The organism is Amycolatopsis sp. NBC_01286 (assembly GCF_035982555.1).
GTDB lineage: Bacteria > Actinomycetota > Actinomycetes > Mycobacteriales > Pseudonocardiaceae > Amycolatopsis.
Map to the genome: position 1 here is coordinate 3,016,978 of NZ_CP108428.1, position 24,839 is coordinate 3,041,816.

A 24,839-nucleotide genomic window follows, 5' to 3' on the forward strand; every position below is an offset into this window, starting at 1 on the left:
AAAGTGCCGCTTCAGGTCCGGGACAGGTCCGCTCGCCAAGCCGTCGTGGAGCGGTCCGCCGGGACGATCAGCGGCCAGACGTCCGAGCCGAGGAAGCCCGTCTCGTCGGCTGCCTTCGCCGCCGTGCACGTGTCACGCGGCAGGTCGGCCCGGGCCGCCAGCGCGGCCACGGCGTCCTTTGTGGACGCTCCGAAGACGCCGTCGGTCGGCACGTCGGCGCCGGCCGCGCGCAGGAACTGCTGCGCGAGCTGGACCCGCCGGCCCGTGTCACCCGGCTTCAGCAGCGGCCACTCCGCGACGTCCGATCGCGCGACCGAGACGCCGAGCACGCGCCCCACCGCCGTCCGCAGCTCCGGCAGCCGGTCGTAGAGGACCTGGCCGCAGCACTCCGTCGAGTTGAAGTCGCGGTGGCCCTTGATGAACTCGGGCGTGATGCCGTACTGGTGCGCGATGTAGGCGACCAGGCCGACCAGCGAGTTCCACAGCGCCACCGGGACGTCGACCGTGCTGTAGAGGCCTTCGTTCTCGATGCCGATGCACTCGCTGTTGTGGTTGCCGACGTTCGCGCCCTGCACGTGCTGGGTGCCACCGCGCAGGATCTCCAGGCTGCGGTGCCTGCCCTCGGTGACGTAGCCGCCGCGGCTGTTCGTGAACTGCTGGCCGGTGTCGATCCAGCCGCGCGTGTCCATGTGGAAGTTCTGGATGTCCCGCGAGATCTGCAGTGCGTGGGCCAGCGAGTAGTCGGTGACGTTCCCCGGATCCACGGTGTGGTGCACGACGATGTACGTCGGTTTGTGGTTCTCGACCACGATCGCGCCGGTCGCGGCCCGAGCGTTCCACTCCGCTGTGCCGTGGATGGTCGGCGTCGGTACCGCGGCCGCCGCTGCCGCTGTTCGAACCCCGGTCAGCCCCAGTGTTCCGACCGCGGTCGCCGTGAATCCCGCCTTCAGCAGGGCACGGCGGTCAAAGTCCGCCATTGCGAGAACCTTCCGCCGGAATGCAATCAGCAGAAGGTAGCCCCGGAGCGCGCCGTTGACAACTATTGACCAACTTTTGTTGTAGCGCGTTAGTGTTCGCCCGGAAGTGCGAACAGGCCGTCTCGGGTCTGCTCCAGCAGGCCGTCGACCAGCAGGGAGTCCAGGCATCGATCACGCTGGCCGTCGTCGTGCCAGACCAGGTCCAGCTTCGCTTTTTCGACCGGCCCGTCGGTGCCGCGCAGGACGTCGAGCAGTCGCCCGCGGACCTGCCGGTCGGTGCCGGCGAACTTCTGCACCGGCTTGGCCGGGCCCGCGTACTCGGGCCGGCCGGCGTGCTGCCACGCGCACTCGTCGTACACCGGGCAGTCCGCGCAGCGCGGGGCGCGCGCGGTGCAGATCAGCGCGCCGAGTTCCATGATCGCTGCCGAAAACCGGGCCGCCGGCTCGTCGTCGGCCGGCAGCAGCGCCTCGACGTCGGCCATGTCGCGGGTGTTCGACGCGGGCCCGGCGTCGCCGGCGCCGTGCACCGCCCGCGCGACGACCCGCCGCACGTTGGTGTCCACGACCGGCGCACGCTGCCCGTAGGCGAACGCGGCGACGGCCCGCGCGGTGTAGGCGCCGATCCCCGGCAGCGCGAGCAGGGTGTCCACATCGGACGGGACGACGTCGCCGTGCTCGGCCGCGATCACGCCCGCCGCCTGGTGCAGCCGCAGCGCGCGGCGCGGGTAACCGAGCTTGCCCCAAGCCCGCACGACCTCGCCCTGGGACGACGCGGCCAGCGCCGAGGGCACCGGCCAGCGCGCCAGCCACTCGTGCCAGATCGGCTCGACGCGCGCGACCGGCGTCTGCTGCAGCATGATTTCGCTGACCAGGACGCCCCAGGCCGAACATTCGGGCTCGCGCCAGGGCAGGTCCCGGCCGTGCGCGGAGAACCAGTCGAGCAGTACGTCAGCGTCCACAGCCACGCCGGGAGGCTACTTCGCGTGCTTCGGCAGCTCGCGAGCGACCTCGTCCGGTGACGGCATGGCGGCGATCTCCGCGGCGATCGCGCGCGCCGCGTCACGGCGGGACGGCAGCTTCCGCGCCTGTTCGGTGACGGCGTCCGCGCTCAGTTCGTCCGGGGAGGAGGCGCAGCGCCGCACCCACGGTGACTAACGCTTCCGCGTTGGCGAACTGGTCGGCGCCCTGGGGCAGGACCAGCTGCGGGACGCCCTCGGCGAGCGCGCCGAGCGTGGTGCCGCTGCCGCCGTGGTGCACCACCAGGTCGGCGTGCGCCACCACGTCGGCCTGTGGCACCCAGGCCCGGACCGTGACGTCGGCTGGCAGTTCGCCCAGGTCGTCCGGACGTACCCGGCCGGCGGCGACGACCACGTGCGCGTCCAGGCGGGCCAGGCCCCGGATCGCCGTGGTGAGCACCTCGGCGGTGCCGAACGCGGTGCCGAGCGTCAGGTAGATCAGCGGCCGCGGCGGCCGCTCGAAGGGGCCGGGTTCGAACCCGATCCCGTCCGGGAACATGCGGCCGAACCCGTGCCAGAGGGCGGGCATCCCGGCGCGTCGCGCGGCGACGGCCGCCTCGGGCACGCCCCAGCCGTGCACCACGAGATCCGGTCGCAGCCGCGTCAGCTCCGGTTCGAGGTCTTCGGCGTAGATCTCGTAGAACGAATCCGCCGGCCGGAAGGGCCGGAGCCCGTTCCGGACCAGCGGCGCGTGCACGTTCTCACCGGCCGCGAAGTGCACCTCGTGCCCGGCCTCCCGCGCCGCGGCGGCGAGCTACTCGACCTCGGAAAGCCGCCCGGTCTTGACGTCGTAGACGAAGCCGCGGACGTTGTCGGTGTGCGGCAGGAAGTCGCTGCGGCGCACGCGCTCCACCGACGTCCGGACGCTGTTCTCGACGTTGCGGAACGCCTCGACCGCCCAGGTCGGGCGCAGTCCGGTGTCGCTCTCGAGCTCGTCCTTGAAGTCGTCTTCGGTGACCATCGAGAGGCCGCACTCGGTGTGCTGCACGATCAGGACCTCGCGGGTGCCGAGCTTGCGCTGCGACAGGGCCAGCGAACGGATCATGTCGTCGGTCACCACGCCGCCGGCGTTGCGCAGGACGTGCGATTCACCCTGCAGCAGGCCGAAGAGCTCGAACACCCGGATGCGGGCGTCCATGCAGGTCAGGACGGCCACCTGGAGCGACGGCTTCGGCGACGAACGGTCGCCGGGCGTGACTTCGCCGAGTTCTTGGTTCCGCTTGAGCAGTACGTCGATCGAGGTCATCGGTCACCTTCCGGCCAGTGGCCCCGCGGCGCGGGCGTACCCCACCATTGGACCGGCCGGTGCTCGATCGGGCAACGGGATACGAGCAAAGTCACGGCGAAAGCCGGTGCTCAGCCCCCGAACCAGGGCTCCTCGACGGTCCGGGGCGGCGCCGACGTCCGGCCGATGCGCAGCTCGGTCGGCAGCGTGATCACCTTCGGCGCGCTCCGCTCGCCCGAGCTGAGCAGCAGCCGTCCGGCCGCCTTGCCCTTCTCGAGCACCGGCTGGTGCACGGTGGTGAGCCCGATCCGCTCGGCTTCGGCGATGCCGTCGAAGCCGGTGACGGTGAGGTCCTGCGGCACGCGCAGCCCGCGGCGTTCGGCTTCGGCCATGGCGCCGAGCGCGAGGATGTCGGAGGTGCAGATCACGGCCGTGATCTGCGGGTACGCGTCGAGCAGCTGCCGGGCGGCCGACGCGCCGTCGTCCACCGTGTGGTCGAACCGCTCGACCACCGGGACGCCCGCCCAGTCGACGCCGGCGCCGGAGAAGGCCACGGCGAGCGCTTCGAGCCGGGTGCGCTGGACGTGGAAGTGCGCGCCGCTCTGGCGCGCGGGGGAGACGAAGTCGTCGTTGCGCTCGCGGGCCAGCCGCATGCAGATGACGCCGACCTGCCGGTGGCCGAGGCCGACGAGGTGCTCGGCGATCTTGCCGACCGCCGCCGCGTCGTCCGGGCCGACGCGGTCGATCCCCTCGATGCTCGGCTGGTCGATGATCACCGTGGGCACCGGCCGCTCCAGCACGGCGGCCAGGTGCGGGTCGTCGTCCGGCACGGAGTAGACGACGAAGCCGTCGACACCCGCGCGGTGCACTGCGGCGACGTCCTCCCGGCCCGGGCTGGCCGGCACCAGGTGCAGGCCGACGCTGGCGTCTTCGCAGGCCAGGGCCAGTCCTTCGAGCACGCCGACGGCGGCGGGGTCGCGGAAGGCGTAGGAGAGGTTCTCGGTGAGCAGCAGCCCGACGGCGCCGGCCCTGCGGGTGCGCAGCGAGCGGGCGACGGGGTCGGGGCCGGGGTAACCGAGGCGCCGCGCGGTCTCGAGGACCCGGCGGCGCAGTTCCGGGGACAACTGGTCCGGCCGGTTGTAGGCGTTGGACACCGTGGTCCTGGACACACCGAGCTCCGCCGCGAGCGACGCCAGTGTCGCCTGCCTCCGGGTGCGAATAGGACGTCCCATCAGCAAACCGTAACGGTTCAGATCGTTTTCCTGAAGAGACACCCCGCGTGGTCGATGTCTCGATCCGTATGCACGTCGGCGCATACACCAGCCACGATCGGATTGCCAGGGTGTCATCCGGATGGGGTAAAGTGAATCTGACAACGGTTTCCATTAGCAGTCGTGCATCTCTCGCAGGAGTCCCCGATGAGTTCCCGCCGCACCAGGAGCGCGCTCGCCGCCGCTTCGGCCCTGTCCCTCTTCGCGCTCGCCGCGTGCTCCGGCGGCGGGTCGTCCGGCGCCGACGGCGGCGGCCAGTCCGGCGGTGACGGCAAGATCGAGGTCGTCGCCTCGACCGACGTCTGGGGCAGCGTGGCCAGTGCTGTCGGCGGCGACAAGGTCGAGGTCAAGTCGGTCATCCACGACCCGTCGGCCGACCCGCACTCCTACGAGACGACGGCCGAAGACGCGCTGGCGGCCAAGGACGCGCAGCTGCTGCTGTCCAACGGCGGCGGCTACGACGAGTTCTTCGGCAAGCTCACCGACCAGGCGGGCGACGCGAAGAAGCTCGTTGCCTACGACATCGCCGCGACCGGCGACGAGAACGAGCACGTCTGGTACGACCTGCCGGGCGTCGACAAGGTGGCCGACCAGGTCGCCGCGCAGCTCGGCGAGCTGCAGCCGGCGTCGAAGCAGCTCTTCACCGACAACGCGACGGCGTTCAAGGCGAAGGTCGACGCGCTGGAGAAGCGCCTCGGCGAGCTGGGCGCGGCGCACCCGGGTGTGAAGGTCGTCGTCACCGAGCCGGTCGCGCACTACCTGCTCCGGAGCGCGAAGCTGACGGACGCGACGCCCAAGGCGTTTTCGGACGCGGTGGAGAACGACACGGACGTCCCGGCGGGCGCGGTCAGCGAGTACAAGCAGCTCATCGCCACCAAGCAGGTCAAGGCGCTGATCAACAACGCCCAGACGGTGACGCCGCTGACCCAGGACGTCGTCGGCCAGGCGAAGGCCGCCGGGATCGGCGTCGTGGACGTGACCGAAACGCTGCCCCAGGGTGTGACGGACTACATTGGCTGGATGACCGGGGAAGTCGATGCACTCGCGAAAGCGTTGAGCTGAGCATGTCCCCCGTCTCCGATGACGTACGCCCCGCGGTCCGGGTCCGCGGCGCGGGTCTCGCGTTCGGTCCCCGGACGCTCTGGTCGGGCCTCGACCTCGTCGTCGAGCCCGGGGAGTTCCTCGCCGTGCTCGGCCCGAACGGTTCCGGCAAGAGCAGCCTGCTCAAGGCGTTGCTCGGCATGCAGGGCCTGTCCGCGGGCACGGTCGAGATCGCCGGCGGCCGCCCGGGCGGCGCGAACCGCAAGGTCGGCTACATCCCGCAGCAGCGCGCGATCGACGAGTCGCTCACGCTGCGCGGCGTCGACCTGGTCGGGCTGGGCCTCGACGGGCACCGCTGGGGCCCGGGCCTGTTCGGCATGGCCGCCCGCCGTCGTCGGGTCGCCGAAGCCATCGAAGCGGTGGGCGCGACGCGGTACGCGAAGCAGCCCGTCGGCCGGCTGTCCGGCGGCGAGCAGCAGCGGCTGCGGGTCGCGCAGGCCCTGGTCGGTGACCCCGAAGTGCTGCTCTGCGACGAGCCGCTGCTGTCACTGGACCTGGCGCACCAGCGCGCGATCAGCGAGCTGATCGACGAGCGGCGCAGCACGTCCGGCACCGCGGTGCTGTTCGTGACGCACGAGATCAACCCGGTGCTGCCCTTCGTCGACCGGGTGTTGTACCTGGTCAACGGCTCTTTCCGGATCGGCAAGCCGGACGAGGTGATGAACACCGAGACGCTGTCGCAGCTGTACGGCGCGCGGGTCGAGGTGCTCGAGGTCGGCGGCCAGATCCACATCGCGGGCTCGCAGAGCTCGCTGTGCGAGGAAGAGCCGCACCACCACGAACACGACGTCGAAGAACAAGTGGGCTGAGTCTTGGATCTGTTCGACTTCGGCAAGACCTGGGAGCTGATCACCGAGCTCGAAGGCGTCCAGACGGCGTTGCTGGCGGCCGCGATCCTCGGCCTGGTGGCCGGGGTGCTGGGCCCGTTGATCGTGATGCGCCGCATGTCGTTCGCCGTGCACGGCACGTCCGAGCTGGCCTTCACCGGCGGCGCGGCGGCCCTGCTGCTGGGCATCGGCGTCGAGTACGGCGCGTTGATCGGCGCGGTCGTCGCGGCCCTGCTGCTGGGCATCCTGGGCGCGCGGGACGCCGACCGCGACTCGGTGATCGGCGTGATCCTCTCGTTCGGTCTCGGCATGGGCGTGCTGTTCCTGTCGTTCTACAAAGGACGGTCCGGCAACAAGTTCGGCATCCTGACCGGCCAGATCATCACCATCGACTCGACGAACCTGACGTTGTTCGTGGTGTCGTCGGTGGTGGTGCTGGCCGTGCTGGCACTGGTCTACCGGCCGCTGCTGTTCGCGTCGGTCGACCGCAACGTGGCGATCGCGCGCGGCGTCCCGGTGAAGACGCTGACGGTGGTGTTCGCGCTGCTGGTGGGCATCTCGACGGCGCTGAGCGTGAAGGTCGTCGGCTCGCTGCTGGTGGTGGCGCTGATGGTGACACCGGCCGCGGCGGCGGCGCGCGTGACGGCGTCCCCCTGGAAGGCGACGGTCCTGGCGATCGTCTTCGCGGAGGTGTCGGCGCTGGGCGGGATCGTGCTGTCGCTGGCCCCGGGCCTGCCGGTGAGCGCGTTCGTCACGGCGATCTCGTTCTTGATCTACGTGGTCTGCCGCTTGATCGCCTGGCGGCGCGACCGCCGGACGCGGGTGCGCGCGGTGACCTCGGCCGCCGAGCTGACCCCGGTGGCCTAACCCAGCATCAGCAGGACCTGCAGCTCCCCGACCAGGAACCCGATCACCCCGCCGACCGCGATCAGCTTCCACTCGTCCTGGCGGAACGCCGGGCGCAGCAGGCCCTCGAACTCCAGCGGTGTCAGCGCCAGCATCCGCTGCTCGATCATCTTCGCGACGTCCATCGCCTCGGTCAGGTAGCCCTCGGCGTAGCGCGCCGTGTCCGGCAGCTGCTCCAGCGCCTTCGTCGCGGCCGCGTGCTTCATCTCGCGCAGCCGGGGGCCGCCCACCGTCAGCGTCAGCACCGAGGCCGACATCTGTGTGTCGACCGCCGACGACACCATCTGCTCCACCATCGCGGCCAAGCGATCCGCGCGCGGGCCGCGCAGGACGGCGTCCAGCAGGTTCTGGACGGTGAGGACCTCGGTCGCGATCAGTTCGCCGTACTGCCGGGCGACCTCGGCGCGGCGCCGCTGGAACTTGCCCTGGAAGATCACCCGGCCGACGCGGACCGGCTCGCGGGGGACGAAGATCAGCTTGATCGCCAGCCAGTCCGTGCACAGCCCGATCACGCCGCCGAACACCGGCAGCACCCACGGCTCGCGCGTGAACGCCCACACGATCGTCTGCACCAGGCCCAGCCCGAAGCCGAAGTAGATGCCCATCCGGGCGATGAACGCCATCTCCGGCCGGGACGTCTCGCGGATCAGCCGCACCAGCAGCGCCTTGTCGCGGGTGAGCCGCTGGACCGTCATGTGCTGGACGTCGAGCACCTCGTCGAGGTTCTCGCGGACGTCGTCGAGGAACTCCCGCACCAGCCGCGGCGCCGACGCCTGGACCTGCTTGATCAGCATCTCCTGGGCCAGCGTCGGCATGACCTCCCACAGCCGCGGGTGGTGCTCGGCGAGCACCTCGCGCGCGATGTGGTCGACCGCGCGCAGCAGCGGCTGCTCCAGCTCGCTCGTGATGATCACCGGGTCGATCCGGCCGAAGACCTCTTTCAGGTCGAGCAGGTTCGCCGTCAGCAGCTCGGTCGCGACGGCCGCCATCCGGCCGCCGTGCTTCGGGACGACGCCCTGCCAGCCGAGCAGCGGCGGGACGCCGAGGAACTCCAGCGGCCGGAACATCATCTCGATCGCGACGCGCTTGGTGACGTACCCGATCAGCGCGGCGATGAACGGCATCGCCGCGTACAGCGGCCAATGCAGCGCGAGGTCGGCCAGGACAGCGTCCATCCGACCTCCCTCGCCGTGCCGAGAACGAAACCGTACCGGCTAGCCGAGCAGCGCGAGCACCTGCAGTTCGCCGACGAGACCGCCGATCACCGCGCCCACCGCGATCAGCTTCCACTCGTCCTGGCGGAACGCCGGCCGCAGCAGCTGCTCGAACTCCAGCGCGCTCAGCTTCCGCATCCGGTCCACGATCGTGTTGCGGACGTCGAGCGCGTTGACCGCGTAGTTCTCGGCGTACCGGATCGTCTCGGGGACGCGCTCCGCCGCCTTCGTCGCCGCTGTCTGCTTCATCTCCTGGAACCGCCTGGTGCCGACGGCGATGGCGACGAACGGCTTGACGACGCTCGCCTGCGCGTCGATCGTCTTCTGCACCTCACGCGTGATCATCGCGAAGAGCCTGTCCGACTTCGGCCCGCGCAGCACGGCCTCCAGGAGGTTCGGGATGGTGATGATCTCGCGCGCGATCATGTCGCCGTAGTCGGCGGCCACGACGTCGCGGCGCTTCTGGAACACGCCCTGCCAGGTGTAGAGCCCGAAGAACCGACGCGGTTCGCGCGGCAGGAAGATCATCTTCAGCGCCAGCCAGTCGGTGAGCCAGCCGATGCCGATGCCGAACAGCGGCAGCACGATCGGCGACTTCGTCAGCGCCCAGACGACGAGCTGCACGCAGCCGAGGATGAACCCGAAGCCGATCCCGGAGCGGGCGATGAACCGCATCTCCGGGCGCGAGATGTCGCGGATCAGCCGGTTCAGCAACGCCTTGTCGCGCACCAGGTTCGTCACGACCATGTGCTTGAGGTCGAGGACGTCCTCGATGTTGTCGGCGATCTCCCGCATGATCTTGGTGATCGCCTTCGGCGCTTCGGCCTGCACGCGCTTGAGCAGCACCTGCTGCGCGGTGTTCGGCAGCACCTCCCACAGCCGCGGCTGGTAGGTCTCCATGACGTCGCGGGTGACGTCCTCGACGACCCGCAGCAGCGGCTGCTCGATCTCCTTCGCCACTTGTTCCGGGTCGAGCCGGGAGAAGATCTCCTTCGGGTCGACGAGGTTCGTCGTCAGCATCTCGGTGGCGGTCGTGGCCATGCGCTCCGCGTTCGCCGGCAGCACGCCCTGCCAGCCGAGGAACGGTCTGACGCCGGTGAACTCGAGCGGCCGGAACATCATCTCGATGGCGACGCGCTTGGTGACGTACCCGATCAGCGCCGCGATGAACGGCATGGTGACGTACACCTGCCAGTGCGTGCCGAAGTCCACGTCCGCACGCTAGCGGCCCGGTGTCAGTGGAGCAGGAGCAGGACCTGCAGCTCGCCGACGAGCCCGCCGATGACCGCGCCGACCGCGATGAGCTTCCATTCGTCCTGCTTGAAGGCCGGACGCAGGATCCCTTCGAACTCGATCGGCGTCAGCTGCCGCATCTTTTCGACGATCGTGTTGCGGACGTCGAGGGCGCCGGTGGCGTAACTCTCGACGTGTTTCACCGTTTCGGGGAGGTAGGCGATGGCCTTCTCGGCGGCCGCGCGTTTCATCTCCTGGTACTGCTTGCCGCCCATGGTCAGCGCGACCAGTGGTTTGGCGATGCTCGCCTGGGCGTCGATCGTGCGCTGCACCTCGCGGGTGATGAGCGCGAACAGCCTGTCCGCGCGCGGGCCGGTGAGCACGGCCTCCATCACGTTCCGCACGGTCAGCACCTCGTCGGCGATCAGCGCGCCGTAGTCGGCGGCCACCTCCTGACGGCGTTTCTGGAACATGCCCTGCCAGCGGAAGAAGCCGAAGCCGCGGGGCTCGCGCGGGTAGAAGATCATCTTGAGGGCCAGCCAGTCCGTGACGAAGCCCGTGACGAAACCGAAGATCGGCATGATCAGCGGCTCCTTCGTCAGCGCCCAGGCGACGAACTGGACGAGCCCGATGACGAACCCGAAGTAGATCCCCGACCGCGCGATGAACTTGAACTCGGGCGCGGCGACCTCGCGGATCAGCCGGCAGGTCAGCGACTTGTCGCGGACCATGGCGCCGATGAGCATGTCGTTGACGTCGAGGACGTCGTCGATGTTGGTCGAGACCTCGCGCAGGAGCCGCTTGACGACGTCCGGCGCCTGCGCGCGCACCTGGTCGACGAGCAGCCGCTGCGCCCGCGACGGCAGCATCTCCCACAGCCGCGGCTGGTAGGTCTCCATGACTTCCCGCGTGACGTCTTCGACGGCCTTGAGCAGCGGCGTTTCGAGCTCTTTGAGCATTTCCTCCGGATCGAGCCTGGCGAAGATCTCCTGCGGGTCGACGAGGTTGCGGGTCAGCAGATCGACGGCGGTCGTGGCCATCCGCCGCGAGTTGGCCGGGATGACCCCCTGCCAGCCGAGGAACGGCTTGATCCCGGTGAACTCGAGGGGCCGGAACATCATCTCGATGGCGACGCGCTTGGTGACGTAACCGATCATCGCCGCGATGAACGGCATCGTGAGGTACACGTGCCAGTGAGCGCCGATGTCCGCGAGGATCGCCGATGTGTCCAAAGTGGCCTCCCCGCGGCAACCGCTGGTCAACGGAGGTCAGAATGCCATGGGTGACCGGGGGTTCCCAAATTCGTGATGCATCCGTTTGGCGGTACGTCCGGAAGGCCCCTTGCTTACTAAGGTGGCGCGATGGTCGCGCCTGAGAAGCCCCAATCCGCCCCGAAGACCGCCCAGTTCGCCGTGGGCCTCCGCGGCTACAACCAGCGTCAGGTCGACGAACGCATCGCCGAGCTGACCAAGGAGTTCCGCGAGACCGCCCGCAACCGCGACGACGCCGTCGCGACGTCGTCCGATCTCACGAAGGCTCTCGCGTACGCGCAGAAGGAGCTGGCCGAGACGAAGGCCGCCCTCGCGCGGATGAGCTCCAGCCCGTCCGGCGCCGGCGCGATGGCCGAGCGCGTCCGCACGATGATGCAGCTCGCGGAGGAGGAGATCGCCGACCTGCGCTCCGCCGCGGACGCCGACGCGGCCTCGACGCGCGACCAGGCGGACAAGTACGCGCACGAGACCCACCGCACGGCCGACAAGCTGGCGAAGGACGCGGAAGAAGAGCGCGCGCGCCTGCTGAAGGACGCGAAGATCGAGATCGACAAGCTGACCGCGGCGGCGGGCGCCAAGCGGGTGGAGCTGGCGGCGGCGGCCGAGCGGACCCGCAAGGAGGCCGACGCGAAGGCCGAGGCCGCGGCGGCTGCGAAGCGCGCTGACGCGGACCGGGTGGCGTCCGAGGAGCTGGCGAAGAAGAAGCAGGCCTTCGAGCAGGAGGTCGCGCGCAAGAAGCAGGAGACGGAGGCGGCGCTGGCGCAGGCTCGCGACCGCCAGGCGGAGGCGGACCGGAACCGGAAGCTGGCGCTGGACCTGCGGACAAAGGTCGCGGAGCGGATCGCGGCGACGGACGTGGCGGTACGCGAGGCGATAAAGCTGCTGGCCCCGGCGGAGGACGCGTCGGCTGCGGCGTCGGCTCAGACCCCGGCTTCGGCTCAGGCTCCGGCGAACGGGGACCGCAAGCCGGCTCCGGCGCCTGCCCCAGCCTCGACGCCCGCTGCCAAGCCCCAGGCCCAGGCTGCTCCGGCGCCCGCTGCCAAGGCTCCGGCTCCCGCGCCGGCCGCGAAGGCGTAGTTATCCACATCGGCTCCGGTTGTCCACAGATTTCCGGAGACCCCGTTTTTGCAGGTCAGACCCGATAGACTGGACAGGGGACGCCCCCCAGGGAGTGGTGGGGGCTGCGTGTGGGCCAGAGTGGTGGGCGTGAGCTCACGAGACGGGACCCGCGCATGATCCTCGAGACCGAGCGGGCCGCCGTCTGCGCTTATGCCCGGCGGATGGTCGGTGACGGCCTCGTCGTCGGGACCTCGGGGAACGTCTCCGTGCGCGCCGGGAACCTCGTCGCCGTCACGCCCACCGGCGTCGCCTACTCCGCGATGACCCCCGCCGACATCCCCGTGGTCGATCTCGGCGGGGAGGTCATCGACGGCGAACTGCAGCCGACCAGTGAGCTGCCGATGCACCTGTCCGTCTACTGGGACGCGCGCGATCCCGACGGCGAGCCGGTGACCGCCGTCGTGCACACTCACTCGCCGCACGCCACCGCCGTGTCGACGCTCGTGCGGGAGGTGCCGCCGATCCACTACATCGTCGCCACCATCGGCCCTTCCGTGCGCGTCGCCCGCTACGCCACCTACGGCACGCCCGAGCTCGCCTCCTCCGTTCTGGAAGCACTCGAAGGGCGCCGTGGCTGCCTGATGGCCAACCACGGCACCCTCACCTTCGGCGACGGCCTCGAAGCCGCCTACCACCGCGCGCAGCAGCTCGAGTGGGCGTGCCGCGTGTGGCTGCTCGCGCAGAGCGCCGGCCGGCCGAGCCTGCTGCCGCCGCCCGAGGTGGCGAACGTCGTCGACCGGTTGCGGGGCTACGGCCAGCGTTAGGACGCCAGCGCGTCGACCGCGTGCACCGCGTCCAGCAGCTCCACGACCGTCGGATCGTCGACCGCTTCCTTGATGCACTGCCACAGCTGGAGGTTCGCCATCGCCCAGCGCGAGTACGTCGCCGCCGCTTCGGGGTTGTAGAAGTAGTACCCCTCGTCGTGGACGTCGCACTGCTCGCCGACGATCTTGTCCGCCAGCTCCCGCAGGCTCAGGCCGTTCTCGCGCAGGTAGCGGTGCGCGAGCACCACCGGCGTCACCGGCAGCGCCTTGAACAGCGTGTCCGCGTCGCTCAAGGCCTGCGCCTCCAGCGAGATGTCGCGGCCGCGGGTGGCCATCTCGGCTTCGTCGACGATTTCGTCGATCCAGTTCGCGACGCCGTCGGCGACGCCGCACTCCGCGAGGATCTCCCCGCGGAGACCGCTGCCGGCGGCGGCCGGCGAGTTGCGGAGCACCAGGTAGTTGACGTCGTGCACCAGTGCGGCCACCTCCACCACGGTGCGGTCGGCTCCGTTGTGCTGGGCGAAGCCGGCCGCCTTCGCGCGGACGAAGCTGACGTGGTGCCAGCCGTGGAACGGCAGCCGCTCGGCGTACTGCCGGCACAGCCGGCGAACCCGGTTTTCGACGGCGTCGAGAGTCACGTTGTCGATCGTGCTTTCCTGCGTACGCATACACCTCTCCGATCCCGGCCGTGGTATTCAGACGGGTGGAGTAATGGTAAGCGTCGCTGACGCCGGTGTGTAGCTAGATGCGGTCCGCCAATTCCCCCAATCGGACCTCGACCGGAACGTGACGATGGCCGATTCCGCTGGTCGGATCGTAGGAAAGGCTGAACGTGCTCACCGGACGTGATTTCACGAGGAAGGTCATCGTGCCGGGGGCCGCTTCGGGAATCCGGTGGTATTCGTCGGCCAGCATGGTGGCGCAGGCCCCGGCCTGGCACAACGTCCGGCGACGCAGGTGCGCGGAGTCGATCAAGCCGGTGCCGGGATCGTGGGTCGTCTCGTACCTTTCGTGGAGGTAGCTGCCCCGGAGAATGGTGGTGCAGAAGTGGTACCTGTGGTTGTGCACGGAATCCGCGTACCCCTCCCGCCAGTCCTGCTGCGGCTTGTATTCGTGCAGCCAGAAGGAAAACGGGTCGGTCGGCGAATCGAGCAGGCACCACGCGAAATGGGTCGTGGTTTCCCGGGACGAGCGCAGCAGTTTCGCGGCCTGCGCGGCGGACAGTGAGCGGAGCTGCGAGCGCAGCTCCTCCCGCAGCTCGGGGTGGTCGGCCCACGACCGGAACCAGGTCTCGACCGTGCGCCAGTCGACGGCGAGCGGGAACCCGGCCGTGCGCAGGCGCGTGGCCAGTTCGGTGAGCGGGGACAGGCGGGTGAGCAAGGTCAGCTCCCTAGCTCGGCGACTTCGGAGAACTCCGTGCGGAAGGCGTGGAACTTGCTTTCCAGCTCACGGAACTGCTCCTCGGACAACGGGGATCCGGTGATCTTTTCGAACAGCGCCAGGAAATCCGCCCGCGTCGTCGCGGACGTGATGCGGAAGTGGCGGCCGGTCCGGGACTGCGAGACGCGCACGAACTCGGCGCGCTCCATGTTGTAGAGGAAGGAACCCTCGGTGAACCGCAGGGACCGCGGGTACAGCTTCGTGGCGCCGCGCACGTCGCTGTAGAGCGACATCCACACGCTGTCGTCGAACATCTCGAGCCGGTCCAGCGGCGGGTCGGCGATCACGGTGATGTCGACCTGAGCGCAGCGGCTGCGCGCCAGGAAGAGGCCCACCAGCCCGATCCGGATCTCTTCGTCGAGCCGGGTCTGGATCTGTTCGTAGTCGACGTCGCCCGCCTCGCGGCGGAGCAGGTAGCGGGCGCGCCCGCTGATCGAGCTCGCGTCACGCGGATCGGCGATCACGGCCCGCAGTTCGCGTTCCGTGCGGGAAAGCAACAGGCGGGCGGCGGCGTGCCGCCCGGAGAAGCCGCGGAAGAAGTACTGCCGGGTCGCGTCGAGGTCGGCCATCAGCGCGCGGTTGAACGCGGGGTCGGGATCGGTCGTCGCCTCGAACACGTCGGTGGGGAAGAACTCCTTGTTCAGCGCGCGGTATTCGGCGCTGAGGTCCTCCAGCGCGCGCCTGCTCTCTTCGATCACCGGGGTCACCAGCGCCCGCTGCGAGGCGCTGGCGGTGATCAAGCTGGTGCCGAACCCCACGATCGCGGAGATCAGGGTGCCGGTGCCCAGCGACGTCACCAGGTTCTTCCCGGTGCCGGGTTCCATCAAGCCGGCCAGCCACAGGCTGAGACCGGCGACCACCACGAGTACCGTGAGCAGCAGGCTCGTCCTGGTCCAGAAGATCTCCTGCAGTGGGGTACGGCGGAGGCGTCCGCCTTCCGCGGCCACGTGCTTCACCTCCCTCGAATCACCCGAACAGACGAATGCGTAAAGTGTCGGTTCGAGTGCGGGGAGTCACTTTACGCGCGTCTCGGGGACCGCGAAATAAGAGATTCGGGGGACAGGCGGAGGCCCCGGACGTCACTCTCGGCAATAATTCACCGAATTGCCGGGTTTTCGGAAAATACCGCTAAACCTGGGGTTCCAGGGTGGCCGGCAGGCCGGTTTCGTACCAGCCGGCCCCCGGTGCGACCGTCCTCAGGAAGTCCACGACCGCCGGCGCGGGCGCGGGGTGGATCTCCGGGTGGTCGCGTTCACCGCGCGCGGGATCGACGGGCCAGGCGAGCCGTTCGACGTCGAGGGAGAACTCCCCGCCGGCCCCCGTGCGGTTGCCGCGGGCGTCGAGGCGTGACCACTTGCCGTGCAGGTACACCGCGTTCAGCCCGTGCAGCGCGGACAGCTCCTGGTAGCAGAACCCGGCCGGAATCCCTTGCGTACGAAGCAAAGCGGCCAGCAGGTGTGCCTTGGCGTAGCAGATCCCGACGCGTTCGCGCAGCACATCCGACGCCCGCCAGGTGACCCGCGGATCGGCGGCGTCGACGACGTGGTCGACCTCGTCGCGCACGAACCGGAACGCGGCTTCGGCGTACCCGGCCGGGCCGTCCGTCAGGGGTCTGAGCGCGTCGGCTCGTTCCCGGATCGACGGGTGGCCGTGATCGATGACGGCGTCGGCCGCGAGGTAGTCGCTCAGCCGAACGGACGTGGGCGACGGCACGAAACTCATCCGGCCATCGTGCCAGGCTCGGCCATTCGGGCGAGACCTGTTTTCGGTGCCGGACACGCTCCGCGTTCCCCGGTTACGGAAGGTAAAACTCGGGCGGGAAGCCCGTCCAGCGCAGTGCGGGCGGGAGATGACCTTGGTCGTTGTACGCCAGCAGCGCGGCGGGCCGCCCCGGCACGTAGCGGATGACGGTGAGCGCCGCGTTGCCGTGGTTGAGGGCGAGCCACCGCCACGGCGGTGCGTCCTGCGACGCGCGCACGAGCCAGGAGATGAGGTAGTTGTGCGTGACCACGAGGTCGAACCGCGCCTCGTTCCCGGGAACGGGCCCGGTGAACCGCCGTTCGGCCTCGGCGGCGAGCTCCTCGTCGGCGGGCGGGAGCTGCCGGGTGAAGGCGAGCAGCCGGTCGGCGGACGTCTCGGGCAGCTCCTCGCGCTTCGGCAGGTAGGGCACGAAGTCGCCGGCCGCTTCTTCGACGTGGAGCGGAACGCCGGGCAGCTGGTCCCCGATGATCGCCGCGGTGAGCGCGGCCCGCCGGAGCGGCCCGTGGTGGATGGCGGCGACGGGCAGCTCGCGCAACCGCCGTCCGAGCAAAACCGCCTGCTGCTGCCCGGCTTCGGTGAGCCCGGCCTCGTCGGGCGTCGCTTCGCCGTGCCGGGTGAGGAGGAGGTAGCGCGCAGCCAGCACGTGGTTCACCCGAGGGGCACGAGCGAGCCCTGGGGGCCCTGGCGCGGCACGAACTGGGCGAGCAGCCGCAGCGGCGCGGAGTGGGCGGACAGGACGATCGAGGCGAACGGCGTGATCGTGTGCTCGTGGCCGCTGTTCGTGTGCAGGTGGACGCTGACGTGCACGTTGCGGTCGGCGGGGATCTCGAAGGTGACTGAGCCCCAGGAGACGATGTACTGCCTTCCGTCGACGCTGGCGATCGGGGCGTAGGCGCGGACGGTGTGGGCCAAGTGGGGGATTTCCAGGGTGAGCAGCCGTCTCGGGCCGGTGTGGTGGTCCACGTAGGGGATCACGCCTGGGATGTTGTCCAGGTCGGTCATCCCGGTGCCCCCTTCCTCGCGGCTTTCGATCATGCTGCCACGGCTGTTGGTTCTCTGCCGTGGCTCCACCGACCCGAACGCCGGATCGTCCAACGGCCGCCTGGGCGGCTGCTTATCGGTTCGATGGGGGCGGGCTGGTCTTGGTTCCTTCTTGCGCCTTAGAACTGGTAGTACAAGAACGGGCTGAATGTGCCCGTTGCTATCAAGATGGCCGCGTAGATCAAGCCCACCGTCATCACGCCGATGCGTAGCGCTGTTGCCGGGCGGCTTCTGGACGACTCCAGTAGGGGGCCTGTCACCGGGTGAGCCGGTAGTGCGAATACCGCCAGGGCCGCCAGTAGCAGGACCAGGCGTTGGTTGGTGAACGCCTGTTCCACTCCTGTGCCCAGGCCGTCGAAGTCGGGGATCAGCATGTGGCCGATCATCGCCAAGGCGTGGCCGATGTCCTGTGAGCGGAAGAAGACCCAGCCGAACACCACCAACAGCATCGTCAGGGCCCTGCGTAGGTAGCGCTGGCGGGGGTTTGCGGGGTTCAGGTCCAGGCCGAAGCGGCGCTCTATCACCAGCAGCGCTCCGTGGTAGCAGCCCCACACCAGGAACGTCCACTGCGCGCCGTGCCAGAAGCCTGTCAGGACGAACACCACGCACAGGTTGCGGTACGTCTTGCCCGCTCCGTGACGGTTGCCGCCCAGGGGGATGTAGACGTAGTCGCGGAACCAGCGGGACAGGCTCATGTGCCAGCGGCGCCAGAACTCCGTGATCGTCACCGACGAGTACGGCCTGGCGAAGTTCTCCGGGAGGCGGAAGCCCAGCATGCGGCCCAAGCCGATCGCCATGTCCGAATAGCCCGAGAAGTCGAAGAACAGCTGCAACGTGTAGCCGATCGCGCCGAGCCACGCCGTCGCGAACGTCATCTGGTCCGGTGGCACCTTGAAACACGCCTCGACCAGCGGGCTCAGGGAGTCCGCGATGATCGTCTTCTTGCACAGGCCCAGCGCGAACCGGGGGAAGCCCGCCGCGATGTCGTCCAGGCGGTGCGAACGCAGCTGGGGCAGCTGGTCGGCGATCTCGCGGTAGCGGACGATCGGGCCGGCCACCAGCTGCGGGAACATCGCGATGTACGCGGCGAACGACACCGGGTTGCGCAGTGCCGGCCGCTCGCCGCGGTAGATGTCGACCACGTACGAGATGTGGTGGAACGTGTAGAACGAGATGCCGATCGGCACCACCAGGCTCGCGACCGGCAGGCTGCCGCCGAACCAGTGTGAGACGGCGGCGATCTGCTGGGTCGCGAACCCGGCGTACTTCCAGATCAGCAGGACGCCGACGTCGAGCGAGACGACGGCGATGAGGATCCGCCGCCGCCGGACGCCCTGGACGTCCCACGGGCTCGCCTCCAGCAGCGGCCCGGCCATGAAGTTGACGACCATGCAGCCGAGCAGCAGGAACACGAACGGGCCGGCGCCGATCGTGTAGAACAGCAGGCTGCCGACCGCGATGATGCCGTTGCGCCAGGTCCGCGGGCACACCAGGACGGCGATGAGCACCGCCGGCATGAAGTACCACAGGAACAGTGGCGAAACGAATGACATCGGTGGTCAGGTCCCCTCGGTTTATCCGATGGTGACCTTAACCCGAGTGGGTGGTTCCTCGTCGTGAAGGTGGGTCGTGGAGGCGGGGCTCAGATCCGTCCGGCGAGACGACGGCGCCGCGCCACCTCGGCCAGCAGCACACCGGCCGCCACCGACGCGTTCAACGACTCCACGCCCGCCGCCATCGGGATCGACACGGTCGCGTCGCACGTCTCGCGCACCAAGCGCGACAGGCCGCGGCCCTCCGAGCCCAGCACGATGACCAGCGGGTCCGCCGCCAGCTCCAGCCCGTCGATCTCGACCGAGCCGTCCGCGTCCAGGCCGACCAGCATCAGGCCCTCGTTCGCCCACGACTTCAGCTGGCGCGTGAGGTTGGTCGCGACCGCGATCGGCAGCTTCGCCGCCGTGCCCGCGCTCGTGCGCCACGCCACCGCCGTCATGCCCGCGCTGCGCCGCTCCGGCAGCAGCACGCCGTGAGCGCCGAACGCGGCCGCCGAGCGGATCACCGCGCCGAGGTTGCGCGGGTCGGTGACGCCGTCGAGCGCGACGAACAGGGGCACCTCGCCCGAGTTGCGCGCCGCCGCCATCAGGTCGTCCGGGTGGGCGTACTCGAACGGCGGGACCTGCAGGCCCAGACCCTGGTGCACGGCCCGGTTCGTCTTGCGGTCCAGCTCCTCGCGCGGGATCTCCAGGATCGAGATGCCCTTGTCGCCGGCCAGCCGGACGGCGTCGTTCACGCGGTCGTCGATCTCGATGTTGATCGCTACGTACAGCGCGGTCGCCGGGACGTCCGCGCGCAGCGCCTCGACCACCGGGTTGCGCCCGGCGATCAGTTCCGGCTTGTCGGCCTTCTTCTGCCGCGCCTGGTCGCGCTTGGTCTGGGCGTTGTTCTGGCGGTAGGCCTTGTGCCCGGGACGGTCCTCCGCCTTCGGGGTCGGGCCCTTGCCTTCGAGGGCCTTGCGGCGCTGTCCGCCGGAACCGACGACGGCACCCTTCTTGGTGCCCGTCTTGCGGATGGCGCCCTGGCGCCGGGAGTTGCCTGCCATGCTGAAAAGTCCTTGCGGTTATGGAGAACGGCTCAGTCGGACTTGACTGTCCACTGTGGACCGTTAGGGGTGTCCTCCACCACGATGCCCGCCTGCTGGAGGCGGTCACGGGCGGCGTCCGCGCGGGCGAAGTCCTTCTCGGCCCGGGCCTGCTGGCGCTCGGCCAGCAGATCCTTGACGAGGAAGTCCAGCGCCTCTTTGGTGGGCGTTTCGGAACCGCCCGCCTCGGACCAGCGCGCGGACAGCGGGTCGAGGCCGAGCACGTCGGTCATCGCGCGCACGGCGGCGGCGAGTTCGAGTGCCTTGGAGGTGTCGCCCGCGTCGAGGGCGGCGTTACCGTCCCGCACGGTGGTGTGGACCACGGCGAACGCCTGCGGGGTGGCGAGGTCGTCGTCCATCGCGGCGGCGAACCCGGCCGGGATCGTGCCGATCCCCACCTCGCCGGAAGAAGTGGCGCGACGCAGGAACGTCTCGATCCGCCGGTAGCCCTGCGCGGCTTCCGAGACCGCGCCGTCGGAGTACTCGATCTTGGACCGGTAGTGCGGCTGCATCAGGTAGTAGCGCAGCTCGGCCGCCCGGTAGCGCTCCAGCATCGCGGGGATCGTCACGGTGTTGCCCAGCGACTTCGACATCTTCTCGCCGGACATGGTCACCCAGTCGTTGTGCAGCCAGTAGCGGGCGAACGGGTCGCCGGCGGCGTTCGACTGCGCGCGCTCGTTTTCGTGGTGCGGGAAGACCAGGTCGCGCCCGCCGCCGTGGATGTCGAACTCCGCGCCGAGGTAGGCCGTGGCCATCGCCGAGCACTCCAGGTGCCAGCCCGGCCGGCCGTCGCCCCACGGCGTCGGCCACGACGGCTCGCCCGGCTTCGCGGACTTCCACAGCGTGAAGTCGTGCGGGTCCCGCTTGCCGCGGGCCGGCGTCTCGCCCTGCTGGACGTCCTCGAGGACCTGGCCGGACAGCTTGCCGTAGTCGTCGAACGACTTCACCGAGAAGTAGACGTCACCGTCCACGGCGTAGGCGTGCCCCTGGTCGATCAGCCGCTGCATCAGCTCGACCATCTGGGTGACGTGCCCGGTCGCGCGCGGGTTGATCGACGGCGGGAGGCAGCCGAGCTGCTCGTAGGCCTGCTCGAAGGCGCGCTCGTGCGTCGCCGCCCACTCCCACCAGGGGCGATCCGCGGCCGCGGCCTTGGTCAGGATCTTGTCGTCGATGTCCGTGACGTTGCGGACCAGCAGCACATCCAGTCCACTGTGGACGAGCCAGCGGCGCAGGACGTCGTAGTTCAGGGCGCCGCGGATGTGCCCGATGTGCGGCACGCCCTGCACGGTGGCACCACACACGTAGATCGACGCCGTTCCGCTACGGGCGGGCTGGAACTCCCGCACGCTCCGGGTCGCTGTGTCGAAAAGGTGTAGGGCCACCCTGATAAGGGTACGGGTGGGCGTGAGCGAGGTCGCAGGCGCCTAGCTGGGCTCTTGCCCGACACCGAACGCGCTCAGCGCCGTGAGCAGGGCGTCCGGCCGCTGCGCCGTCGGCAGCGGGTCGACCAGCGCGAACTCGCAGCCGAGCGCGCGGGCCCCGCCGTCGGCCTCTTCGCTGTCGCCGACCATCAGGGTCTCGGTGGCCGGGACGTCGAGGGCCTGCACGGCCCGGCGGAAGATCTCCAGCTCCGGCTTGATCGCCCCGACCTCGAAGGACAGGACGAACTCGTCGACGTAGGCGTCCCAGCCGCGGGCGGTGAACGCGGGCCGGATGTCGAAGGCGATGTTGCTCAGGACGCCGACCTTGAGCCCCTGCTCGGACGCCGCCTTGAGCGCGGCCTCGGTGTCCGGGTAGGGCGTCCACTGGCTGGGATCGATCAGCCGGTCGTACAGCGCGACGGCCTGCTCGGGCCGCGGGACGCCGGACTTCTTGAGGACCTCCAGGTACACCTTCCGGTGCAGCACCGGGTCGCGGTCGCGGTGGTGCCAGGCGTGCTGGTGGTCGGCGTCCAGCTCGACGACCTGGCCGACCGGCGCCGTCATCCGGCGCATCAGCTCGGCCTGGGCCTCGATGTCAAGCGGCGTGCCCACGTGGTCGGTCAGTTCGGTGAGCCAGGTCTCGTCCTGCTCGAGCCGGAAAAGCGTGCCGGAGTAGTCGAACAACACCGCCCTGATCGTCATGGGTTTCAGCCTAACGGGATCGTCAGGCCGAATGCCCTGTGATGTGTTCGGGAACAACGCGGACGAGCACCCGCACGACGTCGGCCGGCTCGGGTGGGAAGGCCTCGCCGGTGTACTTGTGGGCCAGCTCGTCGTTCAGCTCGGGGCCGCCTTCGACGGTGACCTCGGCCCGCCCGCGGATTTCGACGTAGTTCTCCGGATCGGCCAGGTCGAAGACGGAGAGTGAGACGCGGGGGTCACGGCGGATGTTGCGTTCCTTCCGGCGGCCCTGGACGGTCACGAAGACCACGGTGTCGCCGTCGCGGCGGGCCCAGACGACCGAGCTCTGCGGCGAGCCGTCGGCGTTGGTGGTGGCGACGACGGGGTAGTTCTTCCCGTCGAGGAGCGCCTTGGTCGCGTCGTTGAATGTCACACCCATGGTCCGGACCCTATTTGACGTTGCCCGCGATCTTCTCGACGTGCAGGCGGACGATCACCCGTTCGACGTCGTCACCCTCCGCGGGCGGGTCCTCGCCGAGGTACTTGTGGCTCAGCGTCTTCGGCAGCGTCTTGCCCGGGTCGGGGGTGAGCGTCACCGTGCCGCGCAGCTGCGTGTGCCGGTAGGGGTTGCCGGCGTCGGTGATCGACACGCCGACGCGGGGATCGCGCCGCAGGTTGCGGACCTTCCGGCGATCTTCGGTGGCGCTGAACACGAGGTCACCGCCGTCGAGGCCGATCCAGACGACGGAGGTCTGCGGGCTGCCGTCGGGGTCGAGCGTGGCGACCGTGGCGAAGTTCCTGCCGTCGACGAGCGCGCGGACGGCGTCGGGGAGAGTGAGGGCCATGTCACGCCGAACGTGCTCGGGCGGCGGGGCTATTCCGCTGCGCGGGCCGGCTGCGAGGCCGCGGCCATTTCGGAACGATCCTGCCGAGCAAGGCAGCCCCGCCGGAAAGCACCCCCCACCCTCTCCGGGGGACCGGCCCCGCTTCCAGCGTATCGGGACCCTCCGATGAAAAGCGGGAAACGTCACAGGCGGGGCCTTGTTGTCCACATCTCGGTCTGGCTGTGGATAACCCAGGCGGCGAGGCTATTCCGCCGTCAGCAGCAGTGCCGTGGCGAAGGCCGCGATGCCTTCGCCGCGGCCGGTGAGGCCCAAGCCGTCGGATGTGGTGCCCGAGACGCTCACCGGGCCGCCGACGGCCTCCGAGAGCACCTTCTGCGCCTCGTCGCGCCGCTTGCCCACGCGGGGGGCGTTGCCGACGATCTGGACCGTCGCGTTCGCGACGCGCCAGCCCTCGGCCTCGATCAGGCCGCGGACCTCGGCGAGCATGTCGGCGCCGTGCGCGCCGTCCATCCGGGGGTCGCCGGTGCCGAACACCGCGCCGAGGTCGCCCAGGCCGGCCGCGGACAGGAGCGCGTCGCACAGGGCGTGCGCCGCGACGTCGCCGTCCGAGTGGCCCGCGCAGCCGTCGACGCCCGGCCAGCTCAGCCCGGCGATCCAGCACTCGCGGCCCGCCTCGATCGGGTGGACGTCCACCCCGTTGCCGATCCTCACAGCGTCTCCTCCGTGCTCGGTGCCGCCGCGATCGCCTCGGCCAGGGAAAGTTCGAAGTCGGTGGTGACGCGCATCGCGTCCGGGTGCCCCGGCACGGTCGCCGCGCCCTCGGGGACGGCCGCCTCGAGGTCCGCCGCGCGGAAGGCGTCGAGGGTGTAGCCGACCGGGGTCTGGGCGGTGCGCAGCCGCGTGCGGTCCTCGGTGCCGACGATCAGCTCGGCCGCGTCGGTCACCTTCACCGTGTCGGCCATCGGGAGCACCGGGACGACGACGGGATTCGCGCTACTGACCGCGGTGATCACGTCACGCACCGTTTGCGCAGGAATGAAGGCCCGCAAGGCGTCGTGGAGGAGTAGAACGGAGTCACGGGAAAGTTCGGGCTCGACGACGGCGAAGGCCTGCCGGAGCGAACCGGGGACGACCCGGCACGAGAGATCCTCGAGGACCTGTGAATAGACTTGCGCACACCGCTGGGGGGCCGCGACGAGAACCAGATCGATCTCCGGTACTGCCAGCAGCCCCCGCACGGTGTGCGTGAGTAGCGCTTCACCACGGACCGGCGTGAGAGCGAGCTCTCCGTCGGAGGCGTGGTGTGCGACGGTCACGATCACGGCGACGTTCATCGGTTCGCGATCGTAGAGGCACCTGCTCGCCCGTCGAGCAGGAAGGCCTGGGGTGTCAGACCGCCGCGGTTTCCAGAACTTCGTCGAGGAGGACTTCAGCCTTGTCCTCGTCGGTGCCCTCCGCGAGCGCGAGCTCGCTGACCAGAATTTGCCGCGCCTTCGCCAGCATGCGCTTCTCGCCGGCTGAAAGTCCGCGGTCCTTCTCTCGTCGCCAGAGGTCGCGCACCACTTCGGCCACCTTGTTCACATCGCCGGAGGCGAGCTTCTCGAGGTTGGCCTTGTACCGACGAGACCAGTTCGTGGGCTCTTCGGTGTGCGGAGCACGCAGTACGTCGAAAACCTTGTCCAGTCCTTCTTGCCCGACGACATCACGCACACCGACGATCTCGGCGTTGTCAGCGGGCACGCGAACCGTAAGATCCCCTTGCGCGACTTTGAGGACGAGGTACTTCTTCTCCTCGCCCTTGATCACGCGGGTCTCGATGGCTTCGATGAGTGCGGCACCGTGGTGCGGGTAGACGACGGTCTCTCCGACCTTGAAAACCATGTGTCCTCTGCCCCTTTCGCTGACCCCATCCTATCACGGTCCGCCAGTGCCCACCTAGCGGGCCGGAGTCGTCCTCGCAGGTCAGCGGCCTGAGCGGGGGTTGACAAACGTCGGACCCCCGTGCTCACGCAGGTTACGGCGAAGGGTCCGTGCGACCATTGGGAATTCCTTTGTGGACGGTTGATCTTGAGGACAACGCGGACCGGT

At 69.6% G+C, this 24,839-nt stretch carries 27 protein-coding genes and 1 pseudogene; 5 read left to right on the forward strand and 23 right to left on the reverse strand.

Features of this window, described 5'->3' with window-relative positions; translation table 11 throughout:
- Positions 1 to 11 precede the first annotated feature (11 nt).
- From OG570_RS14710 to OG570_RS14730, 5 genes and pseudogenes are all read right to left on the reverse strand, one after another.
- Positions 12 to 977, reverse strand: coding sequence for a peptidoglycan recognition protein family protein (locus OG570_RS14710; protein ID WP_326956962.1), 966 nt, complete (start codon positions 975 to 977; stop codon positions 12 to 14).
- A gap of 89 nt (positions 978 to 1,066) precedes the next feature.
- On the reverse strand, positions 1,067 to 1,942 hold the full coding sequence (locus OG570_RS14715; protein ID WP_326956964.1) for an A/G-specific adenine glycosylase: 876 nt from the start codon (positions 1,940 to 1,942) through the stop codon (positions 1,067 to 1,069).
- A gap of 9 nt (positions 1,943 to 1,951) precedes the next feature.
- A pseudogene (locus tag OG570_RS14720) lies at positions 1,952 to 2,747 on the reverse strand (glycosyltransferase); the annotation flags it as partial.
- A complete protein-coding gene (locus tag OG570_RS14725) occupies positions 2,748 to 3,239 on the reverse strand; it encodes a beta-class carbonic anhydrase (RefSeq protein ID WP_247058771.1) in 492 nt (163 codons plus the stop codon).
- Between the two features lie 110 nt (positions 3,240 to 3,349).
- Complete coding sequence (locus OG570_RS14730) at positions 3,350 to 4,450, reverse strand: LacI family DNA-binding transcriptional regulator (protein WP_247058770.1); 1,101 nt, start codon at positions 4,448 to 4,450, stop codon at positions 3,350 to 3,352.
- Positions 4,451 to 4,636: 186 nt separating this feature from the next.
- Between OG570_RS14730 and OG570_RS14735 the strand changes: the two genes are divergently transcribed.
- Genes OG570_RS14735 through OG570_RS14745 form a run of 3 tightly spaced genes read left to right on the forward strand, consistent with a single transcriptional unit; the run spans position 4,637 to position 7,284 of the window.
- Complete coding sequence (locus OG570_RS14735) at positions 4,637 to 5,551, forward strand: metal ABC transporter solute-binding protein, Zn/Mn family (protein ID WP_326956966.1); 915 nt, start codon at positions 4,637 to 4,639, stop codon at positions 5,549 to 5,551.
- 2 nt (positions 5,552 to 5,553) lie between these two features.
- Positions 5,554 to 6,399, forward strand: a complete 846-nt coding sequence (locus OG570_RS14740; protein ID WP_326944902.1) for a metal ABC transporter ATP-binding protein — start codon at positions 5,554 to 5,556, stop codon at positions 6,397 to 6,399.
- A gap of 3 nt (positions 6,400 to 6,402) precedes the next feature.
- Complete coding sequence (locus OG570_RS14745; protein WP_247058767.1) at positions 6,403 to 7,284, forward strand: metal ABC transporter permease; 882 nt, start codon at positions 6,403 to 6,405, stop codon at positions 7,282 to 7,284.
- On the opposite strand, the gene OG570_RS14750 is transcribed toward OG570_RS14745, so the two are convergent.
- Genes OG570_RS14750 through OG570_RS14760 form a run of 3 tightly spaced genes read right to left on the reverse strand, consistent with a single transcriptional unit; the run spans position 7,281 to position 11,002 of the window.
- Positions 7,281 to 8,498: a DUF445 domain-containing protein gene (locus OG570_RS14750; RefSeq protein WP_326944901.1), complete on the reverse strand. Its 1,218-nt coding sequence runs from the start codon at positions 8,496 to 8,498 to the stop codon at positions 7,281 to 7,283. The two genes, OG570_RS14745 and OG570_RS14750, sit on opposite strands and share 4 nt — an antisense overlap.
- Positions 8,499 to 8,537: 39 nt before the next feature.
- Positions 8,538 to 9,713 (reverse strand): DUF445 domain-containing protein, encoded by a 1,176-nt coding sequence (locus tag OG570_RS14755; RefSeq protein ID WP_326960032.1) that lies wholly within the window; start codon positions 9,711 to 9,713, stop codon positions 8,538 to 8,540.
- Positions 9,714 to 9,772: 59 nt separating this feature from the next.
- A complete protein-coding gene (locus tag OG570_RS14760) occupies positions 9,773 to 11,002 on the reverse strand; it encodes a DUF445 family protein (protein ID WP_326956968.1) in 1,230 nt (409 codons plus the stop codon).
- Between the two features lie 129 nt (positions 11,003 to 11,131).
- On the opposite strand from OG570_RS14760, the gene OG570_RS14765 reads away from it, so the two are divergent.
- On the forward strand, positions 11,132 to 12,118 hold the full coding sequence (locus OG570_RS14765; RefSeq protein ID WP_326956970.1) for a hypothetical protein: 987 nt from the start codon (positions 11,132 to 11,134) through the stop codon (positions 12,116 to 12,118).
- A 155-nt stretch (positions 12,119 to 12,273) separates the two neighbouring features.
- Positions 12,274 to 12,924, forward strand: coding sequence for a class II aldolase/adducin family protein (locus tag OG570_RS14770; protein ID WP_326956972.1), 651 nt, complete (start codon positions 12,274 to 12,276; stop codon positions 12,922 to 12,924).
- On the opposite strand, the gene OG570_RS14775 is transcribed toward OG570_RS14770, so the two are convergent.
- From OG570_RS14775 to OG570_RS14845, 15 genes are all read right to left on the reverse strand, one after another.
- Positions 12,921 to 13,592, reverse strand: coding sequence for an HD family phosphohydrolase (locus OG570_RS14775; protein ID WP_326956974.1), 672 nt, complete (start codon positions 13,590 to 13,592; stop codon positions 12,921 to 12,923). The genes OG570_RS14770 and OG570_RS14775 overlap by 4 nt on opposite strands.
- A 73-nt stretch (positions 13,593 to 13,665) precedes the next feature.
- Positions 13,666 to 14,304, reverse strand: a complete 639-nt coding sequence (locus OG570_RS14780) for a hypothetical protein (protein WP_326944896.1) — start codon at positions 14,302 to 14,304, stop codon at positions 13,666 to 13,668.
- Between the two features lie 2 nt (positions 14,305 to 14,306).
- The gene (locus OG570_RS14785; RefSeq protein WP_326944895.1) at positions 14,307 to 15,320 is read right to left on the reverse strand and encodes a hypothetical protein; all 1,014 of its coding nucleotides are present in this window, start codon (positions 15,318 to 15,320) and stop codon (positions 14,307 to 14,309) included.
- Between the two features lie 172 nt (positions 15,321 to 15,492).
- Positions 15,493 to 16,086: a transglutaminase family protein gene (locus tag OG570_RS14790; RefSeq protein ID WP_326956977.1), complete on the reverse strand. Its 594-nt coding sequence runs from the start codon at positions 16,084 to 16,086 to the stop codon at positions 15,493 to 15,495.
- A gap of 73 nt (positions 16,087 to 16,159) precedes the next feature.
- Entirely contained in the window at positions 16,160 to 16,768 is a 609-nt protein-coding gene (locus OG570_RS14795) for a histidine phosphatase family protein (protein WP_326956979.1), read from the reverse strand.
- Positions 16,769 to 16,773: 5 nt separating this feature from the next.
- A complete protein-coding gene (locus OG570_RS14800; RefSeq protein WP_326956981.1) occupies positions 16,774 to 17,127 on the reverse strand; it encodes a hypothetical protein in 354 nt (117 codons plus the stop codon).
- A gap of 158 nt (positions 17,128 to 17,285) precedes the next feature.
- Positions 17,286 to 18,719 carry an MBOAT family O-acyltransferase gene (locus OG570_RS14805; RefSeq protein ID WP_326956983.1) on the reverse strand — a complete coding sequence of 478 codons (1,434 nt, stop codon included), beginning with the start codon at positions 18,717 to 18,719 and terminating at the stop codon, positions 17,286 to 17,288.
- 89 nt (positions 18,720 to 18,808) lie between these two features.
- On the reverse strand, positions 18,809 to 19,765 hold the full coding sequence (rlmB, locus tag OG570_RS14810; protein WP_247058755.1) for a 23S rRNA (guanosine(2251)-2'-O)-methyltransferase RlmB: 957 nt from the start codon (positions 19,763 to 19,765) through the stop codon (positions 18,809 to 18,811).
- A 32-nt stretch (positions 19,766 to 19,797) separates the two neighbouring features.
- The gene (gene cysS, locus OG570_RS14815) at positions 19,798 to 21,186 is read right to left on the reverse strand and encodes a cysteine--tRNA ligase (RefSeq protein WP_326944890.1); all 1,389 of its coding nucleotides are present in this window, start codon (positions 21,184 to 21,186) and stop codon (positions 19,798 to 19,800) included.
- Between the two features lie 42 nt (positions 21,187 to 21,228).
- Complete coding sequence (locus OG570_RS14820; protein WP_326956985.1) at positions 21,229 to 21,927, reverse strand: HAD family hydrolase; 699 nt, start codon at positions 21,925 to 21,927, stop codon at positions 21,229 to 21,231.
- Between the two features lie 22 nt (positions 21,928 to 21,949).
- Entirely contained in the window at positions 21,950 to 22,345 is a 396-nt protein-coding gene (locus tag OG570_RS14825) for a PPOX class F420-dependent oxidoreductase (RefSeq protein WP_326956987.1), read from the reverse strand.
- Positions 22,346 to 22,355: 10 nt separating this feature from the next.
- Positions 22,356 to 22,751: a PPOX class F420-dependent oxidoreductase gene (locus tag OG570_RS14830; RefSeq protein ID WP_326956989.1), complete on the reverse strand. Its 396-nt coding sequence runs from the start codon at positions 22,749 to 22,751 to the stop codon at positions 22,356 to 22,358.
- A 243-nt stretch (positions 22,752 to 22,994) separates the two neighbouring features.
- Positions 22,995 to 23,462: a 2-C-methyl-D-erythritol 2,4-cyclodiphosphate synthase gene (ispF, locus tag OG570_RS14835; protein ID WP_247058750.1), complete on the reverse strand. Its 468-nt coding sequence runs from the start codon at positions 23,460 to 23,462 to the stop codon at positions 22,995 to 22,997.
- Positions 23,459 to 24,085 carry an IspD/TarI family cytidylyltransferase gene (locus OG570_RS14840; RefSeq protein ID WP_326956992.1) on the reverse strand — a complete coding sequence of 209 codons (627 nt, stop codon included), beginning with the start codon at positions 24,083 to 24,085 and terminating at the stop codon, positions 23,459 to 23,461. Before OG570_RS14840 ends, ispF begins: the two co-directional genes overlap by 4 nt.
- 55 nt (positions 24,086 to 24,140) lie before the next feature.
- On the reverse strand, positions 24,141 to 24,632 hold the full coding sequence (locus tag OG570_RS14845; protein WP_005165253.1) for a CarD family transcriptional regulator: 492 nt from the start codon (positions 24,630 to 24,632) through the stop codon (positions 24,141 to 24,143).
- Positions 24,633 to 24,839: the final 207 nt, after the last annotated feature.

Excerpts from the sequence above, each read along its gene's own strand:
- OG570_RS14790 (WP_326956977.1), bottom strand. The coding sequence starts at position 16,086 with ATGAGTTTCGTGCCGTCGCCCACGTCCGTTCGGCTGAGCGACTACCTC.
- OG570_RS14830 (WP_326956989.1), bottom strand. The coding sequence starts at position 22,751 with ATGGCCCTCACTCTCCCCGACGCCGTCCGCGCGCTCGTCGACGGCAGG.
- OG570_RS14755 (WP_326960032.1), bottom strand. The coding sequence starts at position 9,713 with ATGCCGTTCATCGCGGCGCTGATCGGGTACGTCACCAAGCGCGTCGCC.
- OG570_RS14775 (WP_326956974.1), bottom strand. The coding sequence starts at position 13,592 with ATGCGTACGCAGGAAAGCACGATCGACAACGTGACTCTCGACGCCGTC.
- OG570_RS14840 (WP_326956992.1), bottom strand. The coding sequence starts at position 24,085 with ATGAACGTCGCCGTGATCGTGACCGTCGCACACCACGCCTCCGACGGA.
- OG570_RS14725 (WP_247058771.1), bottom strand. The coding sequence starts at position 3,239 with ATGACCTCGATCGACGTACTGCTCAAGCGGAACCAAGAACTCGGCGAA.
- OG570_RS14710 (WP_326956962.1), bottom strand. The coding sequence starts at position 977 with ATGGCGGACTTTGACCGCCGTGCCCTGCTGAAGGCGGGATTCACGGCG.
- OG570_RS14730 (WP_247058770.1), bottom strand. The coding sequence starts at position 4,450 with ATGGGACGTCCTATTCGCACCCGGAGGCAGGCGACACTGGCGTCGCTC.
- OG570_RS14845 (WP_005165253.1), bottom strand. The coding sequence starts at position 24,632 with ATGGTTTTCAAGGTCGGAGAGACCGTCGTCTACCCGCACCACGGTGCC.
- OG570_RS14740 (WP_326944902.1), top strand. The coding sequence starts at position 5,554 with ATGTCCCCCGTCTCCGATGACGTACGCCCCGCGGTCCGGGTCCGCGGC.
- OG570_RS14820 (WP_326956985.1), bottom strand. The coding sequence starts at position 21,927 with ATGACGATCAGGGCGGTGTTGTTCGACTACTCCGGCACGCTTTTCCGG.
- OG570_RS14735 (WP_326956966.1), top strand. The coding sequence starts at position 4,637 with ATGAGTTCCCGCCGCACCAGGAGCGCGCTCGCCGCCGCTTCGGCCCTG.
- OG570_RS14825 (WP_326956987.1), bottom strand. The coding sequence starts at position 22,345 with ATGGGTGTGACATTCAACGACGCGACCAAGGCGCTCCTCGACGGGAAG.
- OG570_RS14765 (WP_326956970.1), top strand. The coding sequence starts at position 11,132 with ATGGTCGCGCCTGAGAAGCCCCAATCCGCCCCGAAGACCGCCCAGTTC.
- OG570_RS14750 (WP_326944901.1), bottom strand. The coding sequence starts at position 8,498 with ATGGACGCTGTCCTGGCCGACCTCGCGCTGCATTGGCCGCTGTACGCG.
- OG570_RS14805 (WP_326956983.1), bottom strand. The coding sequence starts at position 18,719 with ATGTCATTCGTTTCGCCACTGTTCCTGTGGTACTTCATGCCGGCGGTG.
- OG570_RS14770 (WP_326956972.1), top strand. The coding sequence starts at position 12,274 with ATGATCCTCGAGACCGAGCGGGCCGCCGTCTGCGCTTATGCCCGGCGG.
- OG570_RS14800 (WP_326956981.1), bottom strand. The coding sequence starts at position 17,127 with ATGACCGACCTGGACAACATCCCAGGCGTGATCCCCTACGTGGACCAC.
- rlmB (WP_247058755.1), bottom strand. The coding sequence starts at position 19,765 with ATGGCAGGCAACTCCCGGCGCCAGGGCGCCATCCGCAAGACGGGCACC.